This is a genomic window from Pseudomonas sp. NFACC39-1 (assembly GCF_900110355.1).
Taxonomy (GTDB): domain Bacteria; phylum Pseudomonadota; class Gammaproteobacteria; order Pseudomonadales; family Pseudomonadaceae; genus Aquipseudomonas; species Aquipseudomonas tehranensis.
In genome coordinates this window covers 1-22,692 of the sequence record NZ_FODL01000008.1, presented here as the reverse complement: position 1 = coordinate 22,692, position 22,692 = coordinate 1, and the positions used below count along the sequence as shown (strand labels likewise).

Below are 22,692 nucleotides of genomic sequence, written 5' to 3'. Positions count from 1 at the left end.
TTACTCTGCGGTTTGAGCGGCATTGGCGCAGGCGGGTTTGCCGGCAGCGTATTTGAGACTGGGGTCGACCAGCGCGTCGAAGCGTTTGAGGGCTTCGGAGCCGATCAGTAGCGGGTATTGGAAAGCACTGCGGTCGGTGAGGTTTACTTCGATGCTGCGCAGGGCCGAGCCCATGCAGATGTCCAGTTCGATGACCGGCCGAGCCGTGTAGTTCTTGCCTTCTTCGGGGTCATAGTCACCGGCGCGGCGTTTGATCTTGCTGACCCGTGCCAGCGGACGTTCGATGGGATGCGAATGCGCCGCGTCGATGGCCAGGTAAAAGCGCACCCAGGATTCGCCATCGCGTTTGAAGCGCTTGATGTCCCGGGCGCTGAGCGAAGCGGTTTTGGCGCCGGTGTCCAGCTTGGCGGCCACTTCCAGGTCGATGCCCTGCAGGGCGGCGTATTCATTGAGGCCGTACACGGTTTTTTCACCCGCCAGGGCAAGCCCCGGCAGGCACATGAAGCAAAGGACAGCAGATAAGGGCTTGAGTGTCATAAATCCTGATGCACAGTGTTCCGTTCGTCGGTTCAGGCCCTGGCATTACTGCACAAGCTCCCTGGGGTGCCTTCTCTAATAGAAGCAGAGCGGCAAATGGCGGCGGCATTCTAGCACGGTGTTTTTCTGACGCCACCGCCGTCCGGACGCTACCGATTATCCGACGTACCCGGTTAGGTCAGGGGCGCTCATTAGACGATTGTCGACAATATCGAATTTGTCTTTGACGTATTGGTGTTGATTGGTTAGTTTTTGCCTCATAGATTTGGAAGGTGTCGACAATATGCTCGATCAGCTGGAATCCCCAGTCCTGCCCCAGGAAGAATCGGAAACTCTTTCCGAGAACGTCTTCCGGCGTATCCAGGCCGCCATCGTGCGGGGCGATATTGCCCCTGGCAGCAAGATTTCCGAGCCCGAACTGGCACGCACCTATGGCATCAGTCGCGGCCCGCTACGCGAGGCCATCCATCGCCTGGAAGGCCAGCGCCTGCTGGTGCGGGTGCCTCATGTGGGCGCCAGGGTGGTGTCCTTGAGCCATGCCGAATTGCTGGAGCTCTACGAAATCCGCGAGTCCCTGGAGGGTATGGCCTGCCGTCTGGCGGCCGAGCGAATGACCCTGGAGGAAATCGATGAGTTGCGGAGGGTCCTGGAAACCCATGAGCGTGACGCGGCGTTCCAGGCGGGTGTCGGCTATTACCAGCAGGAAGGCGACTTCGACTTCCATTACCGGATCATCCAGGGCAGCGGCAACCGTACCCTGACGCAGATGCTCTGCGGCGAGCTGTATCAATTGGTGCGCATGTACCGCATCCAGTTTTCCACTACGCCCAACCGTCCGCGCCAGGCCTTTGCCGAGCACCACAGAATTCTTGATGCCATCGCCGACCGTGACGGTGAACTGGCTGAATTATTGATGCGCCGACACATCGGCGCTTCCAAACGCAACATCGCGCGTCATTTCCAGGACAGCGCCGCCACTGAACGAGGTGAGTCATGAGCAACAGCACTCCAGGCCAGCGTTTTCGCGATGCGGTCGCCAACGAGCATCCGCTGCAAGTGGTGGGCACGATCAACGCCAACCACGCGCTGCTGGCCAAACGCGCCGGTTTCAAGGCGATCTACCTGTCGGGCGGCGGCGTGGCGGCCGGCTCCCTCGGCGTGCCGGACCTGGGCATCACCGGCCTGGATGACGTGCTGACCGATGTGCGCCGTATCACCGACGTCTGCGACCTGCCGTTGCTGGTGGACGTGGACACCGGGTTTGGCTCCTCGGCGTTCAACGTGGCTCGCACGGTCAAGTCGATGATCAAGTTCGGCGCGGCGGCCATTCATATTGAAGACCAGGTCGGCGCCAAGCGCTGCGGCCACCGTCCGAACAAAGAGATCGTCTCGCAACAGGAAATGGTCGACCGCATCAAAGCCGCCGTCGACGCGCGCACCGATGACAGCTTCGTGATCATGGCCCGTACCGATGCCCTGGCCGTGGAGGGCTTGGAATCGGCCCTGGACCGCGCCGCCGCATGCATCGAGGCCGGCGCCGACATGATCTTCCCGGAAGCCATTACCGAACTTGAGATGTACAAGCTGTTCGCCAGCCGCGTGAAAGCGCCGATCCTGGCCAACATCACGGAATTTGGCGCGACACCGCTGTACACCACCGAACAACTGGCGGGCGCCGACGTATCCCTGGTGCTGTACCCGCTGTCGGCGTTCCGCGCCATGAACAAAGCGGCCGAGAACGTCTACACGGCGATCCGCCGCGACGGCACGCAACAGAACGTCATCGACACCATGCAGACTCGCATGGAGCTTTACGATCGCATCGACTACCACACCTTCGAGCAGAAGCTCGATGCGTTGTTCGCGGCGAAAAAATGAAACCATCGCAGCCTCGCTTCGCTCGACAGCTCCTACATTGCCGAGCAACGCCCTGTAGGAGCTGCCGAGTGCAACGAGGCTGCGATCTTTCCCCCCATTCTCTACAAATCTAAAAACGGGAGACAGCAAATGGCCGAAGCAAAAGTACTCAGTGGCGCCGGGCTCCGTGGCCAGGTAGCCGGGCAAACCGCACTGTCCACCGTAGGCCAGTCGGGTGCCGGCCTGACCTATCGCGGCTACGACGTTCGCGAGTTGGCGGCTGACGCGCAATTTGAAGAAGTGGCTTACCTGCTGCTGTACGGCGAGTTGCCGACCCAGGCGCAACTGGACGCCTACACCCGCAAACTGAGCCAATTGCGGGACCTTCCCCAGGCCTTGAAAGAGGTGCTGGAGCGCATTCCGGCCGGCGCCCACCCGATGGATGTGATGCGCACCGGCTGCTCGTTCCTGGGCAACCTGGAACCGGAGCAGAATTTCTCCGAGCAGCACGACAAGACCGACCGCCTGTTGGCCGCGTTCCCGGCGATCATGTGTTACTGGTATCGCTTCAGCCACGAAGGCCTGCGCATCGAGTGTGTGACCGATGAAACCTCCATCGGCGGCCATTTCCTGCACCTGCTGCATGGCAAGAAGCCCAGCGAGCTGCACGTCAAGGTGATGAACGTCTCGCTGATTCTGTATGCCGAGCACGAGTTCAACGCCTCAACCTTCACCGCGCGGGTGTGTGCCTCGACCCTGTCTGACCTGTTTTCCTGCATCACGGCTGCCATCGGTTCGCTACGTGGCCCGTTGCATGGTGGGGCCAACGAAGCGGCGATGGAGATGATCGAGCGCTTCAAGTCGCCGGACGAGGCGATCAAGGGCACCCTGGGAATGCTCGAGCGCAAGGACAAGATCATGGGCTTCGGCCACGCGATCTATAAGGACAACGACCCGCGCAACGAGGTGATCAAGGGCTGGTCGAAAAAACTTGCCGACGAGGTGGGTGACACAGTGCTGTTCCCGGTTTCCGAGGCCATCGACAAGACCATGTGGGAGCAGAAGAAACTGTTTCCCAACGCCGATTTCTACCATGCCTCGGCGTACCACTTCATGGGCATCCCGACCAAGCTGTTCACGCCGATCTTCGTTTGTTCGCGCCTGACCGGCTGGGCCGCCCACGTCTACGAACAACGTGCTAACAACCGCATCATCCGACCGAGCGCCGAATACACCGGCGTCGAACAGCGCAAGTTCGTGCCAATCGAACAACGCTGAACTGGAGGGCGCTGACGCTGCAACTGAAGGAACCGACCCTCCATGTGGGAGCGGGCTTGCTCGCGAAGACGGACTGACATTCAACATCGATGTCGACTGATGCACCGCCTTCGCGAGCAAGCCCGCTCCCACAGTTGATCGAGTTCACTTCAGCGGCTGCGCCAGCCCCTTCTGAAACCACCGTGACCCGAGTGCTGACGATGAACACAGAATTTCGCAAACCGCTGCCCGGCACTTCGCTGGACTATTTCGACGTTCGTGAGGCCGTGGATGCCATCCGGCCGGGCGCTTACGATGGCCTGCCATACACCTCCCGCGTGCTGGCGGAAAACCTGGTGCGTCGCTGCGACCCGGCCACGCTGGGCGAATCGCTGACGCAACTGATCGAGCGCAAGCGCGATCTGGATTTCCCGTGGTTTCCGGCCCGGGTGGTGTGCCATGACATCCTCGGCCAGACCGCCCTGGTGGACCTGGCCGGCCTGCGCGACGCCATTGCCCTGCAGGGTGGCGATCCGGCGCAGGTCAATCCGGTGGTGCCGACCCAACTGATCGTCGACCACTCCCTGGCGGTGGAAAGCGGTGGGGCCGATCCCCAGGCGTTCGCCAAGAACCGCGCCATCGAAGATCGGCGCAACGAAGACCGCTTTCACTTCATCAACTGGACCAAGAAAGCCTTCAAGAACGTCGACGTGATTCCGCCGGGTAACGGGATCATGCACCAGATCAACCTGGAAAAAATGTCGCCGGTGATTCAGCAGCGTGACGGCGTGGCGTTCCCCGATACCTGCGTGGGCACTGACAGCCACACCCCTCACGTCGATGCCTTGGGCGTGATCGCCATCGGCGTCGGCGGCCTGGAAGCTGAAAGCGTCATGCTCGGTCGCGCCTCGTGGATGCGCCTGCCGGAAATCATTGGCGTTGAGCTGACCGGCAAGCTGCAACCGGGCATCACCGCCACCGACATGGTGCTGGCGCTGACCGAATTTTTGCGCAAGCAAAAAGTCGTCGGTGCCTGGCTGGAGTTTTTTGGCGAAGGCGCCAGTGCCCTGACGTTGGGTGACCGTGCGACCATCTCCAACATGGCCCCGGAATACGGTGCCACGGCGGCGATGTTCTACATTGACCAACAGACTATCGACTACCTGAAACTCACGGGTCGCGAAGACGCGCAGGTGCAACTGGTCGAGACCTACGCCAAACAGACTGGCCTGTGGGCCGACACGCTCAAGGGCGCGCAATACGAGCGTGGCCTGACGTTCGATCTGTCGTCGGTGGTGCGCAACATGGCGGGTCCCAGCAACCCCCACGCCCGTGTCGCGGTTTCGGATCTGGCCGCCAAAGGTATCTCCGGTCAGTGGGACGATGTGCCCGGGCAAATGCCCGACGGCGCCGTGATCATCGCCGCCATCACCAGTTGCACCAACACCAGCAACCCGCGCAACGTGATCGCTGCCGGCCTGCTGGCGCGCAATGCCAATCGCCTGGGCCTGGCCCGCAAGCCGTGGGTCAAGTCGTCCCTGGCGCCCGGTTCGAAAACCGTGGCGCTGTACCTGGATGAAGCCGGCCTGACCTCCGAACTTGAGAAGCTGGGTTTCGGCGTGGTGGCCTTCGCCTGCACCACCTGCAACGGCATGTCCGGTGCGCTGGACCCGGTGATCCAGCAGGAAATCATCGATCGCGACCTGTACGCCACCGCTGTGCTGTCGGGCAACCGCAACTTCGACGGGCGTATCCATCCGTACGCCAAGCAGGCGTTCCTTGCCTCGCCGCCGCTGGTGGTCGCGTATGCCATCGCCGGGACCATCCGCTTCGACATCGAGAAGGATGTGCTGGGCGTGGTGGACGGTCGCGAGATTCGCCTCAAGGACATCTGGCCGAGCGACGAAGAAATCGATGCGGTGGTCAAGGCCTCGGTGAAGCCGGAGCAGTTCCGCCAGGTGTACATCCCGATGTTCGCCATCCAGGAAGACACCGGTCCGAAAGTGACGCCGCTGTACGACTGGCGCCCACAAAGCACCTACATCCGTCGTCCGCCGTATTGGGAAGGTGCGTTGGCCGGCGCGCGGCCACTCAAGGGCATGCGCCCGCTGGCGGTGCTGCCGGACAACATCACCACCGATCACCTGTCGCCGTCCAACGCCATCATGCTCGACAGCGCCGCCGGCGAATACCTGGCGAAAATGGGCCTGCCGGAGGAGGACTTCAACTCCTACGCAACCCACCGTGGCGACCACCTGACCGCCCAGCGCGCGACCTTCGCCAACCCGAAACTGTTCAATGAGATGGTCCAGGAAAACGGCAAGGTCAAGCAGGGCTCCCTGGCCCGGGTCGAGCCGGAAGGTAAGATCATGCGCATGTGGGAAGCCATCGAAACCTACATGGAGCGCAAGCAGCCGCTGATTATCATCGCCGGTGCCGACTATGGCCAGGGTTCGTCCCGGGACTGGGCGGCCAAGGGCGTGCGTCTGGCCGGTGTCGAGGCGATTGCCGCGGAAGGTTTCGAACGTATCCATCGCACCAATCTGGTGGGGATGGGGGTGTTGCCGCTGGAGTTCCAGCCGGGCACCGATCGCAAGACCCTGGGCATCGACGGCAGCGAGGTCTATGACGTGATCGGCGAGCGCACCCCGCGTGCGACGCTGACCCTGGTCATCACCCGCAAGAACGGCGAGCGCGTTGAGGTCCCGGTGACCTGCCGTCTCGATACCGCTGAGGAAGTGTCGATCTACGAAGCCGGCGGCGTATTGCAACGCTTCGCCCAGGATTTCCTCGAATCGGCGGTTGCCGTTTAAAAATCACTGCTGCGCACACCAACGGGTGTCCGCTTAAGGAGCATCATGGCTCACGCACCGCAAATCAGAATCCCGGCCACTTATATGCGTGGCGGCACCAGCAAAGGCGTGTTTTTCAGTCTGCAAGACCTGCCGCAAGCGGCCCGCGTCCCCGGCCCGGCCCGGGATGCGCTGTTGCTGCGGGTGATCGGCAGTCCCGATCCGTACGAGAAGCAGATCGACGGTATGGGCGGTGCGACGTCCAGCACCAGCAAGACCGTGATCCTGTCCAAGAGCACTCGGGCGGACCACGACGTCGATTACCTGTTCGGTCAGGTGTCCATCGACAAGCCATTCGTGGACTGGAGCGGCAATTGCGGCAACCTGTCGGCGGCGGTCGGTTCGTTTGCCATCAGCAGCGGTCTGGTGGAAGCCGGCCGTATCCCGCAAAACGGCGTGGCGGTGGTGCGGATCTGGCAGGCCAACATCGGCAAGACCATCATCGCCCATGTGCCGATCACCGACGGTGCGGTGCAGGAAACCGGTGACTTCGAGCTCGACGGTGTGACCTTTCCGGCGGCTGAAGTGCAACTGGAATTCATGGACCCGGCGGCCGAGGAAGAGGGCGGTGGTGGCTCGATGTTCCCCACCGGCAACCTGGTGGACGACCTTGAGGTGCCTGGTGTTGGTACCTTCAAGGCGACCCTGATCAACGCCGGCATCCCGACGATCTTCATCAATGCCCGGGACGTCGGTTACACCGGCACTGAACTGCAGGGCGCGATCAATGGCGATCCGAAGGCCCTGGCGATGTTCGAAACCATCCGCGCCCACGGCGCCTTGCGCATGGGCCTGATTCAGCACCTGGACGAAGCCGCCCAGCGCCAGCACACACCCAAAGTGGCGTTTGTCGCACCGCCGGCGGACTACATCTCGTCCAGCGGCAAGGCGGTGAAGGCGCGGGACGTCGACTTGCTGGTGCGAGCACTGTCCATGGGCAAACTGCACCACGCGATGATGGGCACCGCGGCGGTCGCCATCGGCACGGCGGCGGCGATCAGCGGCACGCTGGTGAACCTGGCGGCCGGCGGCATCGACCGCAACGCTGTGCGCTTCGGCCATCCCTCCGGCACCTTGCGCGTCGGCGCCGAGGCCAGCCAGGTCAATGGCGAATGGACCGTGAAAAAAGCCATCATGAGCCGCAGCGCGCGGGTCTTGATGGAAGGCTTTGTACGGGTACCCGGGGATGTCCTGAGCTGACATAAAACCTGTGGGAGCGGGCTTGCTCGCGAAAGCGGTCAGACATTCAACATTGATACAGCTGATCCACCGCAATCGCGAGCAAGCTCGGCTCCCACAAATCTGTGATGGATTTGAATTCTGGGTCCGCTGCAAATCCCTTGTGGGAGCGAGCCTGCTCGCGATGAGGCCGGCACAGTCAGCATTGATGTCGCCTGTTCCACCGCCATCGCGAGCAAGCCCGCTCCCACAATTGACCGCATTGCTACGATTAACTACCCGCCAGCGCCGCGACCACCAGTCCCACATTGCTCTCCAGCTCCGCCACGGGGTCGTCGGCGTCGGTGCTGAGCACCAGCATTTGGCTGCCCCCCTCGGTAATGGCGGTTTTCAGCGCCTCCGACGGTTGGCGATGATGCAGCACCAAGGCCACGTCGTTGTCTTTCAGCATCGCGGTCAACTGTTTGAGGGCTTCAGGTGTCCAGTCGGCGTCAGGCCGGGCATCGGTATTGATCCCGTCCAGATTCAAGCCACTGATCAAGTAGCCGAAATGCTCGCTCAGGCTGACCACGCTCAGGTTGTCGGCACTGGCCAGACGCTTTTCACTGTCGGCACTGAGCTTGAGCAGGCGTTGCTTGAGCGCCGCCAGGTTGGCGTCGATCTTCGGTTTGGCCGTCGGAGCCAGACGCACCAGGTCGGCGGCGATGACATCGGCCATCCGTCCCAGGTTATGGCTGGCCATCCACGGTTGGCTCGCCAGGCCATCGGCCGATCCCGATTGCACGGCAATGCCCGGCAGGGCGCCGTCCACCGGGCGGGCGGCATCGACTTCGACGATGCGGATGTTGCTGCGTCGGGCCATGGGGTACAGCGGATCATCCGGCCACAACGAGCGCAGACCGATCACGGCGTCGGCATCGCGGGCCAGTTTACTCAGTGCCGGCGCGCCACGGCCGCTGAAGTAGGCATTCTGGCGCGTACCGGGAAGATTGGCCGGTGCGGCGCGCTCCAGGCTGACATCGGTGCCCTTGAGCAACGCCTCGCCCAGCCCATAGGTGACCGGCAACGAAGCCAGCAGGCGCACCGGAGTGCCTTCGGCGGCGAAAGAAGGGCTGCTTACCAGACCGCACAGGGCCACGGCCAATGCCAGTTGTCGCAATGAAAAAAACATTTATCCAAGATTCCCTTTGAGGCTGGGGACAACACCCCGGGCAATGGCGGCCAGGGCGAATGCGATGCCGGCCACCAGAATGATCGCGGCTCCGGATGGGATCGGCAGGTCGAAGACAATCGGCGCGAGAATCCCGCACAGGGTGCTGACGGTTGCGATCAGTACGGAGCACCAGAAAAACCCCTTCAACGACTGGCTGAGCAGGCGTGCCGCCGCTGCCGGAATCACCAGCAAGGCTCCCACCAGAATCGCGCCGATGACTTTTACCGCCGCCACGGTAATCAGCGTCACCAACACCACGAACAGGTAATCCAGGGTCTTGACCGCCACCCCGCGCACCGCTGCCAGTTGCGGGTTGAAACTGGCGAGCATGATGCGGTTGTACAGCGGCAACGCCAGCGCCATCACCAGTGAGCCAACCACCGCCAGCACCAGCAGGTCATTGCCATTGACCGTCAGTACCGAGCCGAACAGCACGTTCTCCAGGATGTGTACGTTGATCTTGCCCGCCAGGATCAGCAGCAGGCTGGCGCCCAGGGCCAGGGACACCGAGAGGAACACGCCGATCAGCGTGTCCGGTGCCAGGCCGGTGCGGTTGCGCAGGTAATTGAGCAGGATGCCGAACAGCAGGCAATAGCCGAACAGGCTGCCGTAAGGCCCGGTGTAGGGTTCGCCGAGCAGGATGCCCACCGCCACCCCGGTCAGCGCCGCGTGGCCCACCGCTTCGGAGAAAAACGCAAAGCGCTTGACCACCACCAGGGTGCCGAGGCCCCCCAGGACTGGACCGATCAACAGCCCGGCGAGCAACGCATTGACCACAAAACCGTAGGCCAGCGCCTCGGGCAGATAACCGGACGAGGCCCAACCCTGGACCATCAAACGAAAGGCTTCGTAACTCATCAGGCGGCGCTCCCGTTTGTGCGTGGATGAGTGGAGAACAGCGTCAGCAGACGCTCCGGCGTCAGGGTCTGGCGCGGCGGGCCATCGAACAGCACGCGGCGGTTCAGCCCGGTGACGCGGTCAGCCAGGCGCCCGACGGCTTCCAGGTCGTGTTCGATCCACAGCACCGTGATGCCGGCCTGGCGCCAGTCTCGCAGCAGTTGTTCAAACACCTGGATACCGGCCTCGTCCAGCGCAGACATCGGTTCATCCAGCACCAGCAGTTGCGGTGCAGGAATCAGCCCCTGGGCCAGCAACACCCGCTGGCGTTCACCGCCGGACAGTGCGCCCATGCGCCGCTTGCGCTTGTCCTGCATGCCGACCCGTTCCAGGGCCTGGCCGATGGCGCCGACGTAGTGCTTGCTCAGACCAAGAAAAGCCGGTCGGCGTTGGCACATCGCTGCCATGAAATCATCCACGGTCATAGGCAGGCCGCGGTCGAATTCCAAGGCCTGGGGCACATACCCGATGACGCCGGGCTCACCCGGCCATTGCAGGCTCAAACGTCCCTGGTGGGGCATCTGCCCCAGCAAGGTCTTGATCAGCGAACTTTTGCCTCCACCGTTCGGACCCACCAGCGCATGAATGCTACCGGGCTGCACCTGGAAGGCCACCGCGTCGAGAATCGTGGTGCGGCCCAGGTTCAGGCTGACATCGTTGAACTCGATCAAGGGACCGACGTGTTGCAAGGTGAGCGTTTCCTGGACAGTCATGCGCCGGACTCCTGAATGGCCCGGACCACGGTGTCGAGGTTGCCGGTCATTTCCTTTTCATACTTCTCGGCGCTGTAGTCGCCGTAGGAAATGTGCGAGAGCGGGTACAGTTTTACCCCCGACTCCCGCTGGATGGTGTCGACGTAGGTGGACGGAAAGTCCATCTCCGAGAAGATCACTTTCACGTCCAGCTCACGCAGTTGGTCGATGGTTTTTTTCAGCTGGCTCGGGCTTGGCTCGATACCATGGGCCGGCTCGACCACGGCGGTGACCTCCAGGCCGAACTCGCGCAGCAGGTAATCGTAGGCGGCGTGGACCGTGGCGACCCGCAACTCGGCATTGGGGGCCTGGGTCAGCTTTGCCAGGGCCGCGGCCCGCATTTGCCGCAGGCGCTTGCCATAGGCGCGGGCGTTCTGGGTGTAGGCGCGGGCGTTGTCCGGATCAAGCTTGCCCAGTTCCCGGGCGATGTTATTGACCTGGGCAATGGAGGCGCTGATGGACAGGAAGGTATGCGGGTTCACGACCTTGCCGGCGCCCCGGGCGGCGATACCGGTGGCGGCGAGCAACGGTACATTTTCGTTGGCTTCGATCACCTTCACGTTCGGGGTTTCGCTGGCGGCGATCATCCGGTCGGCGAAGTCGTCATGGCCCACGCCGTTGAGCACGATCACATCGAGACCACTGATGCGCTTGATGTCCTCGGCACGAGGCTCATAGGCATGCGGGTTGAAGCCGGCCGGGATCAGCGGCACCACTTCGGCCTTGTCGCCGACGATGTTGGCCACGTAGCTGTAATAAGGATGCAGGGTGATGCCGATACGCAGGCGCTTGGCCGCTTCGGCGCTGGCCAGTGGGGTGAACAGACAGGCGAGCAGGCCGATCAGCAGCAGGCCCAGCAAAGGGCGGCGTTGAAATGCAATAGACATGGGCAAACGGTCTTCTCTCGAATGAGGGCGTGGGGTCAGTGCCGGTGCTGGCGGGTTACGCCGGCGTCGAACTGCGCGACGATCTGTTTCCAGCCGGCGGCGGACAAAGCGCTATCGTCCAGATCGCTGGAGACGGCGACGCTGTTGCCGCGATTGAGCCAGATGTCCGGGGCGGCGTCGGATGCTTCGCCGATGCGCATCAGAAATGAACCGGCGACGGATGGATTTGCACTGGCGCCGAAGTAGGCCCGGTTCTCAACCTGCCGCCAGACATGTCCGCCTCGACTGACGGAGCTGGCGTCCTGAGCGAACGGGGCAAAGCCCTCTTCGGCCAGGATTTGCGGGGTGGGCAGGGACTGTTGGTCTTCGCGTAGCAGACGGATCTCATCCAGGGTCACCCGCAGGTCGGCATAGATGCCTTGCTCGGCAGCGCTGAGATCGCGGCGGGCGTCAACTTGATGGGCAGGCACATCGCTGACGTCCTGGGTTTCACCGTGCCAGGCCACTACCGACCCGGCCACCAGAATGATGATCAGACACAGCAGCAACACATACAGGGTTTCATGGCCGGCGCCGGCGGGGCGGATCACTTGGGTGGTGGGATTGCTCATGGGGCCTCGATATCGGCTTGGTCGATTTCCACCACGTGGCCGGGGCCGGCGTCGAAGAGTACGTAGAACTCGGCGTTGGGCTTCTTGAATGTCAGCGTCGAATCGGCGCCAAGCTTGCCCGGCACCAGGATGGTTTCGTCGTAGCCGATCACATCCAGGGTCACCCCGGGCGCGCCACTGCCGTCGGAAAAACCGCCGGTGCACTGGATCTGCTCAGCGTCGATGGCCTTGCATTCACACATCGGGTTATGGGCCAGGGCGTTGCTGCTGGCACCTGCGCAGAGCAGCAGCGCCAGGCCGTTGAGGTAAGTGCGCAGGGTCATGGTCGGTTTCCTTGGGACTTCAGCCAGGCGACAGTGGCCGGGGAGGCCTGGCTCAGGGGAATGGAGGCCTGGTGCATCGAACCGTCCCAGCCTTCTAGGGTGATCCACAGTTCGGCGTCAGGCCGAGTCTTTTGCGGCACCGGCAACAAGGCGCCCATGCGATAGGGCGAGCCGAAGAAAATCACCCCGGCGGCCCGCAGGCTGCGAGGTTTGCCGATGCGTAGATAAGTGGCCTTGACCTGGCTGATGCAGCTTTGGCACAGCGCGGCGTTGAAATGCTTCATGTGCCCGACCGGGCCGTTGAGGCGAGGGGCTTCGTCGCGAAATTCGGCCAGGCGCAGGCTCCACGGTCCGACCTGGACTTCGCCGATTTCCCGTTCACCCAGCCCGGCATCGCCGCGGAACAACGCGGCCTCGGAAAAATACTTGGGCATGAAACCCAGAGGAATCAGCAACAACAGCACGTTGATGTGGAATCGCCATTTGTGCCAGAACAGACTCAGGCGTGACGGGGGCGTGGCGGTGGTGGATGAGCTCACAGGTTGCCCTCCGGTGATTCACGATGAATGGACGGCTGCAAGAGCGACGAAGTCCGCGCCTCCCGTGAGGGTTTTTGGTTGCGCTTGAAGGCGTTTGCGGTGGCCAAGGCGGTGCGCTTGGTCCAGATCAGCAGTCCGCTGAGCACCATCATGCTCAGGACCAGACCGAAGAAGAACCAGATAAGCTTGATCCAGATGCCGCCGAAGTCCCCGGTGTGCAACGGACGCATGGATTCGGTGACGAACTCCAGCGCCGTGCGGTCCGACAACAATCGCGAAGCGGCGATCTCACCGTTATAGGGATTGATGGTGGCGGTCTGGAACATCAACGGATACCAACCGCGTCCACCGATTTCCAAATGGCTATAAGCGTTGCCGGGGAGGCTGACAAAACTCGTTTCCAGGCCAGGGATTTGCTGGCGGGCGATTTCAATCGCGCGGTCCAGGTTCAGTTGTGGTGGCGCGGTACCGTCGGCTGACAGCGGGACACTTTCACGTGATACCACCGGAATGACCGGTGCGCTGGAAATGGAAATCTGGTTGTCCGACAGCAACGCCTCGATCAGGAACCAGGTGCCGGTAATGGAAATGACCGCGATGAACCAGATCGACCAGATGCCGCTGAGCCTGTGGAAATCGCCCCAGAAAATGCGTGCGCCGTGGCGGATCCGCAGGGTCGGACGGAAAAACCCCTTCCAGAAACGCTTGTAGACCACCAGCCCGGTCACCAGGGATGCCAGCAGCGGCAAGCCGAGGAGTGACACCAGATACCATCCCCAGCTGTAACCATTGGTGAATGGCACTAGCCACCAGCCATGCAAGGCACGGGTAAAGCCTCTGAAATTGAACGTCGGCGCCGAACCCTGGACGATGCCGCTGTATGGGTTGACGTAGATCTTGTCGGGGCGCCCGTCGGGGTAGGTCACGCTGACCTCCAGGGCAAAATGCGACTCATCCGGGCGTACGATGCTCTGCACCTGGGTTTGCGGCTGGGCTTGCTTGATGGCGGCGACGACTTGGTCGTAGCTCAGCAGCGCTGCGTCGTCCGAGGGTTTGCTGGCGCGCATCTCAGGATTGACCAGCCAGACGATTTCCTGGCTGACCACCGCCAGCGTGCCGGTGACGCAAACGATGAGGACGAAAAACCAGATGGGCAGTGCCAGCCAGCTATGAACCAGGAACCAGAGTTTGGAGCGGGATTTCTTCGACATGGTTTGAACGTCTTGATTCGATGAAAGGCTCGGTATTACGGGCTTCGTAATCCCTTGAACCCTGAAAAAACCGGCCGTGGCTTTTGCCGACGCGGCCTGCTGCATCTAATTAAGACGAACGAGCAACGGAAATCCCGAAGCGAAAGATGAAAGAAAATGTTTCGCGTTTACTGATCGCAGCTATTTCCACCCATTCTGAAGCCAGCCGAATAGGCGAAACACGCAAAAAACTCTGGCCAGGGGGGTAGATCCCCTGGCCACAAGAGCAGGTGAGCCGTCAGCCCTGCTGTTGAAACATCTCCCTGGCCCGCTGTTCAATCTGTTCCTGAGTCAGATCCTCCTTGTGCGTAGCCAGAAACCACACATGCCCAAAAGGGTCTTTCAAGGTGCCGCTGCGATCACCATAGAATTGATCCTTGACCTCGGAAATCACCGTGCCACCAGCGGCAATCGCTTGGGCGAACGCATTGTCCACATCTTCGACATAGAGATGCAGACCTACCGGTACTGATTGCTCGGGGCTACGCAGTGGCCCTTGGTCACAAGGCGTGCCGAGCATGATCGGGCAATCGCCAATCCGCAGCTCGGCATGACCGACGTCCCCGTTCGGCATGTCCAGGCGCATGACCTCGGTGGCATTGAAGGCTTTTTTGTAGAACTCGATGGCTTCGGCGGCTTTTTGGATGCCCAGGTAGGGCGTGATGCTGTGGAAACCTTCAGGAATGGCTTTGACACCCATGACGATTCTCCTTTTTGTGATGGGGAGGCGCAGAGGCCTTGGCCGATTTGCGCCCATCCACTATAGGACAGTGACTTGGATGCGGCGCATGACCCGACGAGCGTTTCACGGCGGGTCCAGCAGATGCGCTCCCGGCCCGCGCTTGCCCAACACATCGCCCTGATTGCGCAGCGGGCAACCTTCCATCGACAGGCAACCGCAACCGATGCAGCCGTTGAGTCGATCGCGCAGCGCCATCAAGTGGTTGATGCGCTGATCCAGCTCGCGGCTCCACTGGGCTGAAAGGATCTTCCAGTCGTTCGCCGTTGGGGCGCGGTCGTCCGGCAAGGTTTTCAAGGCGTTGCCGATTTCGGCCAACGGAATGCCCAGGCCTTGGGCGACCTTGATCAGCGCCACGCGCCGCAATACTTCCCGTGGATAGCGGCGTTGGTTGCCCTGGTTACGATTACTTTTGATCAGCCCCTTGGATTCGTAGAAGTGCAGGGCAGTCACGGCCACACCACTGCGGGCGGCCACTTGGCCGACGGTGAGTTCTTTGTGGGCGTTTATCTGTGTCATCGCCTACATTCTCTGCTTGACCTTGAGTTAACTAGAGGTTTTACCCTGCACGCCATCGGACCGCAAGATCCGCCCTACGTACAGCGAGGACCTTCCATGCAATCACCAAGGAACAATCAGAGTTTTACTCAGTTGATGGAGTTCGACATCGAACCTCAATGGCAACAGGCGCTGGTGACGGCCCTGTCAGAACAGACCGAGCGCCTGGCCCGGGGGCATACGGGATTTCTGAGCGCCAGTATCCAGGTCAGCGAGGACGGACGACGGGTTCTCAACTATTTGCATTGGCAAAACCGCGAGGCGGGCGAAGCGGCGTTTCAGAGTTTCGAGCGCGGTGAGCAGGATTTCTGGCGGCTGATCCAGGCCCATAGGGCCAAGGCCGTGACATTCGGCTCGTTCCAGGTGTTGCGCAACATCGAACGCAGTGCCGACAACGCGCTGCATTGCCGGTTGGTCGGTTAAGTGCAACGGACGATCCGCGTCAGCGATACCCACTATCAAAAGGGGTGATTTCTGCCGCGCAGAGCCGGCGGGTAGCCTTTGTTCATCGCCCCACTTCAGAACATTGGATACTTGCCATGAATCGGACTTTTGCTGTTTTGCTGCTGTTAACGGCCACTGTGTTGAGCGGCTGCGCCTCTTCGTCGCCGGAGTTGCGCCCCTACACCGCCGAAGAAACCCGTGAACTGGCCCTTGAAGCCTTGAATCGCCGGGGTCTGTCGTTCGAGGAATATCACGCGAAAAAAGCCGAGTTGCTCGGTCCTTCGCAGAAAAACGTGGGTTTCGACGACCAGGGGCAAATGAGCGCCGAGCGAGCCATCAAGCTGCCGGGGCGGCCGAGCTGAGAGACTGTACCGCTCGAAGTTTTGCCTAACTGTCCATGGGTTTGGCTCAGGACGTGGGGTAGGGTCATGACTTGACTGACCGTCCCAATGGATACGCCTGCCATGACTCTTTCGCTAGACCTGTTGCTGGGCTTCGCCCTGTTTGCCCTGGTGACTTCGATCACCCCCGGACCCAACAACACCATGTTGCTGGCCTCGGGCGTCAATTTCGGTTTCAACCGCACGATTCCTCACATGCTGGGCATCACCTGCGGTTTCTTTTCTTTGGTGCTGGCGGTGGGCCTTGGCCTGGGCGCGGTGTTCCAGACCTACCCTCTGCTCTACACCGTACTGCGCTACGTAGGTGCGACCTACCTGTTGTACCTGGCGTGGAAAATCGCCCACTCCGGGCCGGTCTCTGAAAACCGTCCAGGGGACAGCACGCCCATCAGCTATTGGGGGGCGGCGGCGTTTCAGTGGGTCAATCCCAAGGCCTGGATCATGGCCATCGGCGCCATCAGCACCTACACGCCGCTTCAAGGTTATTTCTTCAATGTGGTGGTTATCGCCGCGGTGTTTGCCCTGATCAACCTGCCGAGCGTAAGCCTGTGGGTGGTGTGCGGCAGCCTGTTACGCAATCTTTTGCGTGATCGTCGTTGGCTGCGCCTGTTCAACTGGGGGATGGCGCTGTTGTTGGTCGCCTCGTTGTATCCGTTGCTGCTCGAAAGCATCGGCTGAGGGCTGAGCTTGGGGCGGATGCCTGTTAAGCTCGCTGATCAGTCGCTGTGGTTGATATCCAGAGCCCTTGGTGCCAGCGAACAACACTATTTACGATCAGGAGAAATGATGAGTACCGAGCCTTTGACCCATGGACTGGTTCCCCAGCGCCTGGCCCGAATCCGCCAATTGATGAATCGCGAAGGCATTCACGCATTGCTGGTGCCATCGGCCGACCCGCATCTGTCGGAATACCTGCCGGGCTATTGGCAAGGACGGCAATGGCTGTCGGGGTTTCATGGCTCGGTTGGGACACTGATCGTCACGGCGGACTTCGCGGGCGTCTGGGCCGACAGCCGTTATTGGGAGCAGGCCACCAAGGAGCTTGAAGGCAGCGGTATTGAATTGGTCAAGCTCATTCCCGGTCAGGCTGGCCCGCTGGATTGGCTGGCCGAACAGACGCCTGAAGGCGCAACGGTGGCGGTTGATGGCGCGGTCATGGCTGTGGCGTCGGCCCGGACCCTGAGCGACAAGCTTGAGGCCCGCGGGGCGCGGTTGCGCACCGACATGGATCTGCTCAAGGAGGCCTGGAGCGACCGCCCAAGCCTGCCGAACCAACCGGTTTATGCCCATCTGCCGCCGCAGGCGACCGTCAGCCGGGTCGAGAAACTCGCCAAGCTGCGCGAAACCCTCAAGGAGCGCAGCGCCGACTGGCATTTCATCGCCACGCTGGATGACATCGCCTGGCTGTTCAACCTGCGCGGCGCGGATGTGTCGTTCAACCCCGTATTCGTTTCCTTTGCCTTGATCAGCCAGCAACAGGCAACGCTGTTCGTGGCCCTGGATAAGGTCGATGCACCACTGCGTGCCGTTCTTGAACAGGACGGCGTGACCTTGCGTGATTACAGTGAGGCCGCTGCCGCATTGCGGGAAGTGCCCAATGGCGCGAGCCTGCAAATCGATCCGGCGCGCGTCACGGTCGGTTTGCTGGATAATCTGGACAGTGGCGTGAAGCTGGTCGAGGGACTCAATCCCACGTCGCTGGCCAAGTCCCGCAAAAGCCTGGCCGACGCCGAGCACATTCGTCGGGCCATGGAGCAGGACGGCGCGGCGCTCTGCGAGTTCTTTGCCTGGCTGGAAAGCGCCTGGGGTCGCGAGCGCATCACCGAACTGACCATCGATGAGCACCTGACCGCGGCCCGCACTCGTCGGCCGGAGTTTGTCTCCCTGAGCTTCAATACCATCGCCGCGTTCAACGCCAACGGCGCGATGCCCCATTACCACGCCACGGAGCAAGCCCACGCGGTCATCGAGGGCGATGGCTTGCTGCTGATCGATTCTGGCGGCCAATACCTGGGTGGCACCACCGATATCACCCGTATGGTGCCGGTCGGAACGCCTACCGTGGAGCAGAAGCGTGATTGCACTCGCGTGCTCAAGGGCGTGATTGCCTTGTCTCGCGCCAAATTCCCACGGGGCATTCTGTCGCCCTTGCTGGACGCCATCGCCCGCGCGCCGATCTGGGCCGAGCAGGTGGATTACGGTCACGGCACCGGCCACGGCGTCGGTTACTTTCTCAACGTTCATGAAGGCCCGCAGGTGATTGCCTATCAGGCCGCCGCCGCGCCGCAAACGGCGATGCAGGCGGGCATGATCACCTCTATCGAACCGGGTACTTATCGCCCGGGCCGTTGGGGGGTACGCATCGAGAACCTGGTGTTGAACCGCGAGGCGGGGAGCAGCGAGTTCGGCGAGTTCCTCGAGTTCGAAACCCTGACCCTGTGCCCGATCGACACGCGCTGCTTGGAGCCATCCTTGCTGACCCAGGACGAAAAAGACTGGTTCAACGCCTACCACGCCGAGGTTCAGCGTCGATTGAGTCCGTTGCTGGAGGGCGACGCGCTGCAATGGCTGAACACGCGGACTTTGGCGATCTGACGTAAGGCATCAGCCCAGGGCTTCACGGACGAAGTCCAGTCGGTCCTGGCCGAAGAACAGCTCGTCGCCGACGAACATGCTCGGGGCGCCGAACACGCCCCGTTTAATCGCTTCTTCGGTGGTGATCTTGAGTGCTTCCTTGACCTGCTCGTTGCTCGTCAGGGCCAGCACACGATCGGGATCAAAATTGCTTTGGTTCAAAACCTGCGCGACTGTTGCCGGGTCGTTGAGATTGCGGCCGTCCACCCACAGGGCGCGAAACAGGCAATCGATGAAGGCCTCGAATCGTTCGGGATGATGCAGTTGCATGCCGGTCACGGCGCGCATCAGTAACAGCGTATTGATCGGGAAGTACGGATTGAGCTTGAAGTCAACGCCGTAGCGGTTGGCGAAGCGATTCAAATCCTTGAATAGATAAGGCCCCTTGGCCGGCACGGTAACCGGTGACGCATTGCCGGTCGCTTTGAAGACGCCGCCAAGCAGCATCGGACGGTAGATCAACTGGCTGTTGGTTTGCGCGCACAGGCTCGGTAGTTGGGTATAGGCCAGGTAGGTGGTCGGGCTGCCGAGGTCGAAGAAAAACTCCACGGATTTGCTCATGGTATCTGCTCTCTTGTTATTGTGAGGGGGGTTACCAGCGTTCGCTCCAGGGACGCAGGTCCAGCTCGAAGGTCCAGGCGTCGCGGGGTTGGGTGTGCAGATACCAATAGTTGTCGGCGATGTGTTCGGGATTGAGAATGCCGTCCGCATCCTTGGTTGCATATTTTTCCGGAAAGTTATCGCGGATGAAGTCGGTGTCGATGGCGCCGTCCACCACCACATGGGCCACATGAATATTCATCGGGCCCAGTTCACGGGCCATGCTTTGAGCCAATGCGCGGATGCCATGTTTGGCCCCTGCAAAGGCGGCGAACCCTGAAGCCCCACGCAGTCCCGCCGTGGCCCCGGTGAACAGAATCGTTCCACGCTGGCGCGAGGCCATGCGTTTGGCTACTTCCCGGGCATTGAGAAAACCGGAAAAACAGGCCATCTCCCAAATCTTGAAATATTTGCGCGCGGTCTCTTCAAGGATGCTGCAGGGCACGTTGGCGCCGATGTTGAATACAAAGGCTTCAATCGGACCGATCTGGCTTTCGATTTGCTCGATCAGCGCGATCACCTCGTCTTCCTTGCGCGCGTCACAGGCAAAACCATGGGCATCACCGCCCTGAGCCCGAATTGAATCGACCAATGGCGCGAGTTTTTCAGCGCTGCGGCGGGTAACACAGGCCACGAAACCTTCCTGCGCAAAACGTTTGGCTATTGCGCCTCCGGTTGCATCGCCTGCGCCAACAACCAGTACGACCTTCTTGTTATTCATGATGAGCCTCATTGGTAAACGATCGTTAGCTAAACGGACGTTATGCTAAGATCCGACGAGCGTCAAGGTGGGCAATCAGAGGCCAGATACATGCGTTATTCAGCCAATCACAAACTGGAGACCCGAGAGAAACTGCTCGCCAGCAGTGCCATGTCTGCCAAGAAATCGGGGTTTTCCACCGTCGGTGTCGATGGCCTGATGAAGGCGATCGGCTTGAGCGGTGGGGCGTTCTACAGTCACTTCTCATCCAAGGATGAGCTTTTCAAAACGATCGTCGAGCGGGAGTTGGCTCAAAGCCTGGAGCGCTTGAGTGGTGAGAAGGTTCTGGACTCACGGAAACTGGAGCGATGTCTCAAGCAGTACCTGAGCATGAGTCACGTCGAACAGCCCGAGGCAGGTTGTGCGCTGCCGGTGCTGGGGGCCGAGATCGCACGATCGGATGTGCAGGTGAGGGAGGCGGCGCAAACATGGATCTGTCGTTTGCATGAAAGCTGGGCGCGGATACTGGGAAGCGAAAGCCTGGCCTGGGCCATTCTGTCGCAATGCGTGGGCGCGTTGGTGGTCGCGCGCATGCTGGCCACGCCAGAGGTCCAGCGTGATGTCCTCAGGTCCAGCCATGATGAGATCAGTCGTCGAATGGCCGAACGGCGGCCCGACTGACCCGCCGGCTATTTACAGATGACGATCATGCTGCGGCTGGTATAGCCGGCGGGGTTGAGTCCGAAAGGATAATCCCCCGGCTCCTCGACGGCGTCGCCCGACTTTGCGATCACCCTGTAACCTTTGGGGGCGCATGAATGGGCGGCGCTGGCGGCGCATTGTTCCCAGGACGAGGACAGGCCGGAGCAGTTGATGTGCAAACCCTTTTTACCGCGTTTGACTTCAGTTCTGGTGGTCGCTGCGCAGCCCGCAATTGCAAGCACAACGATCAATATCAAAATTCGTTTCATTCCCGTCCTTATCACCGCCGCGGATCTTATGTCTGCGTGCGATTGTGTTCGCTTTTGTTTTAAGCGTTCGTGACGTCCTGTATGAAAATTCCATGTCTGACATTAGGTTACGGGCTAAACATGGCCTAAATGTGCGGTAAATACCAGAGCTTCGTTAAATCCTGCCTCAATCAACCGCGATGGCGGGCTTCGCGGCGCTACCCATTGTCAGCGTTGCGCCGACTGACGCCAGGATGATGCAGCCAATGGCGGCCCACTGAGCCAGGGATAAGTACTCCTGGAGAAACACCAGTCCTGACAGCGCACCGAAGGCAGGTTCTATGCTCATGAGTGTGCCGAAAGTACGGGCTGGCATTCGTGTGAGGGAGATCATCTCCAGCGTGTAGGGCAGGGCAGTGGACAGAATGGCGACGCCAATGGCAATCGGAATCAGGCTCGGCGTCAGTAATGCGGCCCCTGCGTGGACGATACCGATAGGCGCGACGAAGAGGGCCGCGATCATTACCCCCAGTGCGGCGGTTTGCACGCCGTTGTCCGCGCCGGCCTTCTGGCCAAATAGGATGTACAGCGCCCAGCAGAATCCTGCACCCAGGGCATAACCAGCGCCGACCAAGTCAATACCGCTGCTGGTGGCTCCAGTGGGTATCAATAGAAGCAGGCCGGTGATCGCCAGGGCAATCCAGAGAAAATCGATGGCCCGACGCGAAGCGTAAATGGCAACCGCCAGAGGGCCGGTGAATTCCAGTGCCACGGCAATTCCTAGCGGAACCGTTTGCAGCGACATATAGAAAAGAAAGTTCATGCCGCCCAACGCCATCCCGTAGACGATCACGGTGCGCAGGGATTGAGCTGAGAGTTTGGCGCGCCATGGCCGCAGCAACAGCAGCATGATGAGGCTGGCAAAGATGAGTCGCAGCGTCGTGGTGCCTTGTGCGCCCACAATCGGGAACATGCTTTTGGCAAGTGAAGCTCCCGACTGGATGGATGCCATGGCAATCAATAGAAGGGCGACCGGGTAAAGGGTGGTTGCCAGGCTGCGATGTGGGAGAGTCATTACTAAGCGTCGTCCAAGATAAAAGCGGGGGAAGGCTGGTTTGCGCAATATACTGCGCAATCGCAGCGATTCCGTCTATATATAAGGCGGATTTCAGCGAGGTGTGTCTGGCTGGGTAGAAAAACGAAATTAAGGGTTGACGGCAAATTCTGGACGTCTATAATTCGCCCCACTTCCGGCGCAGTCGAAACGGAAAACTCCTTGAGTTTCAATGAGTTAAGTAGGTTTCGAAAGTGTTGGGCTTCAGGTCATCGAAGCTCGGGAAGCAGTTGGTGGGGCGGTTTTCCTGGCTCCGTTAACGATTCGATCTTCTCGATCGAAAGCGGTCAAAAAGAGGTGTTGACAGCAGCGAGTAACGCTGTAGAATTCGCCTCCCGCTAACGAGAGATCGGAAGCGCAAGTGGTTGAAGTTGTTGATGTTTCTTAAGCGAAACTTT

25 protein-coding genes are annotated in these 22,692 nt (G+C 60.8%); 10 read left to right on the top strand and 15 right to left on the bottom strand.

Annotation, left to right across the window (positions count from 1 at the left end; translation table 11 throughout):
- A complete protein-coding gene (locus BMY45_RS17965; RefSeq protein ID WP_092399897.1) occupies positions 1 to 537 on the bottom strand; it encodes a retropepsin-like aspartic peptidase RloA in 537 nt (178 codons plus the stop codon).
- 283 nt (positions 538 to 820) lie between these two features.
- Here BMY45_RS17965 and BMY45_RS17960 point away from each other — a divergent pair, with 283 nt between their 5' ends.
- From BMY45_RS17960 to prpF, 5 genes are all read left to right on the top strand, one after another.
- The gene (locus tag BMY45_RS17960; protein ID WP_092399895.1) at positions 821 to 1,534 is read left to right on the top strand and encodes a GntR family transcriptional regulator; all 714 of its coding nucleotides are present in this window, start codon (positions 821 to 823) and stop codon (positions 1,532 to 1,534) included.
- Positions 1,531 to 2,415 (top strand): methylisocitrate lyase, encoded by an 885-nt coding sequence (gene prpB / locus BMY45_RS17955; protein WP_047228278.1) that lies wholly within the window; start codon positions 1,531 to 1,533, stop codon positions 2,413 to 2,415. The genes BMY45_RS17960 and prpB overlap by 4 nt, the downstream gene beginning before the upstream one ends.
- A gap of 129 nt (positions 2,416 to 2,544) precedes the next feature.
- The gene (gene prpC / locus BMY45_RS17950; RefSeq protein WP_092399893.1) at positions 2,545 to 3,672 is read left to right on the top strand and encodes a bifunctional 2-methylcitrate synthase/citrate synthase; all 1,128 of its coding nucleotides are present in this window, start codon (positions 2,545 to 2,547) and stop codon (positions 3,670 to 3,672) included.
- A gap of 200 nt (positions 3,673 to 3,872) precedes the next feature.
- Positions 3,873 to 6,464 (top strand): Fe/S-dependent 2-methylisocitrate dehydratase AcnD, encoded by a 2,592-nt coding sequence (gene acnD, locus BMY45_RS17940; protein ID WP_092399889.1) that lies wholly within the window; start codon positions 3,873 to 3,875, stop codon positions 6,462 to 6,464.
- A 45-nt stretch (positions 6,465 to 6,509) separates the two neighbouring features.
- Positions 6,510 to 7,703, top strand: a complete 1,194-nt coding sequence (gene prpF, locus BMY45_RS17935) for a 2-methylaconitate cis-trans isomerase PrpF (RefSeq protein ID WP_092399887.1) — start codon at positions 6,510 to 6,512, stop codon at positions 7,701 to 7,703.
- Between the two features lie 250 nt (positions 7,704 to 7,953).
- Here the strand turns inward: prpF and BMY45_RS17930 are convergent, their stop codons facing one another.
- The 10 genes from BMY45_RS17930 to soxR all read right to left on the bottom strand — a co-directional run bounded on the left by BMY45_RS17930 (position 7,954) and on the right by soxR (position 15,412).
- Entirely contained in the window at positions 7,954 to 8,853 is a 900-nt protein-coding gene (locus BMY45_RS17930; protein WP_092399885.1) for a metal ABC transporter solute-binding protein, Zn/Mn family, read from the bottom strand.
- A complete protein-coding gene (locus BMY45_RS17925) occupies positions 8,854 to 9,753 on the bottom strand; it encodes a metal ABC transporter permease (protein ID WP_047228283.1) in 900 nt (299 codons plus the stop codon). It lies immediately after the preceding gene.
- Entirely contained in the window at positions 9,753 to 10,505 is a 753-nt protein-coding gene (locus BMY45_RS17920) for a metal ABC transporter ATP-binding protein (RefSeq protein ID WP_092399883.1), read from the bottom strand. Before BMY45_RS17920 ends, BMY45_RS17925 begins: the two co-directional genes overlap by 1 nt.
- On the bottom strand, positions 10,502 to 11,431 hold the full coding sequence (locus BMY45_RS17915) for a metal ABC transporter substrate-binding protein (protein WP_092399881.1): 930 nt from the start codon (positions 11,429 to 11,431) through the stop codon (positions 10,502 to 10,504). The genes BMY45_RS17920 and BMY45_RS17915 overlap by 4 nt, the downstream gene beginning before the upstream one ends.
- Before the next feature lie 35 nt (positions 11,432 to 11,466).
- Positions 11,467 to 12,042 carry a DUF6162 family protein gene (locus BMY45_RS17910; protein ID WP_092399879.1) on the bottom strand — a complete coding sequence of 192 codons (576 nt, stop codon included), beginning with the start codon at positions 12,040 to 12,042 and terminating at the stop codon, positions 11,467 to 11,469.
- Positions 12,039 to 12,365, bottom strand: coding sequence for a hypothetical protein (locus BMY45_RS17905; protein ID WP_092399877.1), 327 nt, complete (start codon positions 12,363 to 12,365; stop codon positions 12,039 to 12,041). Before BMY45_RS17905 ends, BMY45_RS17910 begins: the two co-directional genes overlap by 4 nt.
- Positions 12,362 to 12,904: a thiamine pyrophosphate-binding protein gene (locus BMY45_RS17900; protein WP_092399875.1), complete on the bottom strand. Its 543-nt coding sequence runs from the start codon at positions 12,902 to 12,904 to the stop codon at positions 12,362 to 12,364. Before BMY45_RS17900 ends, BMY45_RS17905 begins: the two co-directional genes overlap by 4 nt.
- Positions 12,901 to 14,115 (bottom strand): PepSY-associated TM helix domain-containing protein, encoded by a 1,215-nt coding sequence (locus BMY45_RS17895; RefSeq protein WP_092399873.1) that lies wholly within the window; start codon positions 14,113 to 14,115, stop codon positions 12,901 to 12,903. Before BMY45_RS17895 ends, BMY45_RS17900 begins: the two co-directional genes overlap by 4 nt.
- A gap of 277 nt (positions 14,116 to 14,392) precedes the next feature.
- Positions 14,393 to 14,854, bottom strand: coding sequence for a VOC family protein (locus BMY45_RS17890; RefSeq protein ID WP_092399871.1), 462 nt, complete (start codon positions 14,852 to 14,854; stop codon positions 14,393 to 14,395).
- 105 nt (positions 14,855 to 14,959) lie between these two features.
- Positions 14,960 to 15,412 (bottom strand): redox-sensitive transcriptional activator SoxR, encoded by a 453-nt coding sequence (gene soxR / locus BMY45_RS17885; protein ID WP_092399869.1) that lies wholly within the window; start codon positions 15,410 to 15,412, stop codon positions 14,960 to 14,962.
- Between the two features lie 96 nt (positions 15,413 to 15,508).
- Here soxR and BMY45_RS17880 point away from each other — a divergent pair, with 96 nt between their 5' ends.
- The 4 genes from BMY45_RS17880 to BMY45_RS17865 all read left to right on the top strand — a co-directional run bounded on the left by BMY45_RS17880 (position 15,509) and on the right by BMY45_RS17865 (position 18,891).
- Positions 15,509 to 15,874: an antibiotic biosynthesis monooxygenase gene (locus BMY45_RS17880; protein ID WP_092399867.1), complete on the top strand. Its 366-nt coding sequence runs from the start codon at positions 15,509 to 15,511 to the stop codon at positions 15,872 to 15,874.
- A gap of 116 nt (positions 15,875 to 15,990) precedes the next feature.
- Positions 15,991 to 16,257: a hypothetical protein gene (locus tag BMY45_RS17875; RefSeq protein WP_092399865.1), complete on the top strand. Its 267-nt coding sequence runs from the start codon at positions 15,991 to 15,993 to the stop codon at positions 16,255 to 16,257.
- Between the two features lie 102 nt (positions 16,258 to 16,359).
- Positions 16,360 to 16,974, top strand: a complete 615-nt coding sequence (locus BMY45_RS17870; protein WP_047228293.1) for a LysE family translocator — start codon at positions 16,360 to 16,362, stop codon at positions 16,972 to 16,974.
- A gap of 108 nt (positions 16,975 to 17,082) precedes the next feature.
- On the top strand, positions 17,083 to 18,891 hold the full coding sequence (locus BMY45_RS17865; RefSeq protein ID WP_092399863.1) for an aminopeptidase P family protein: 1,809 nt from the start codon (positions 17,083 to 17,085) through the stop codon (positions 18,889 to 18,891).
- Positions 18,892 to 18,900: 9 nt separating this feature from the next.
- On the opposite strand, the gene BMY45_RS17860 is transcribed toward BMY45_RS17865, so the two are convergent.
- Complete coding sequence (locus tag BMY45_RS17860; protein ID WP_092399861.1) at positions 18,901 to 19,491, bottom strand: 2-hydroxychromene-2-carboxylate isomerase; 591 nt, start codon at positions 19,489 to 19,491, stop codon at positions 18,901 to 18,903.
- 31 nt (positions 19,492 to 19,522) lie between these two features.
- A complete protein-coding gene (locus BMY45_RS17855) occupies positions 19,523 to 20,251 on the bottom strand; it encodes an SDR family oxidoreductase (RefSeq protein ID WP_092399859.1) in 729 nt (242 codons plus the stop codon).
- 90 nt (positions 20,252 to 20,341) lie between these two features.
- Between BMY45_RS17855 and BMY45_RS17850 the strand changes: the two genes are divergently transcribed.
- The gene (locus BMY45_RS17850; protein WP_092399857.1) at positions 20,342 to 20,911 is read left to right on the top strand and encodes a TetR/AcrR family transcriptional regulator; all 570 of its coding nucleotides are present in this window, start codon (positions 20,342 to 20,344) and stop codon (positions 20,909 to 20,911) included.
- 8 nt (positions 20,912 to 20,919) lie between these two features.
- Here the strand turns inward: BMY45_RS17850 and BMY45_RS17845 are convergent, their stop codons facing one another.
- Together BMY45_RS17845 and rhtA are read right to left on the bottom strand one after the other, a co-directional pair.
- Positions 20,920 to 21,201, bottom strand: a complete 282-nt coding sequence (locus BMY45_RS17845; RefSeq protein WP_092399855.1) for a hypothetical protein — start codon at positions 21,199 to 21,201, stop codon at positions 20,920 to 20,922.
- A 166-nt stretch (positions 21,202 to 21,367) separates the two neighbouring features.
- Positions 21,368 to 22,255, bottom strand: a complete 888-nt coding sequence (gene rhtA, locus BMY45_RS17840) for a threonine/homoserine exporter RhtA (protein ID WP_092399853.1) — start codon at positions 22,253 to 22,255, stop codon at positions 21,368 to 21,370.
- Positions 22,256 to 22,692: the final 437 nt, after the last annotated feature.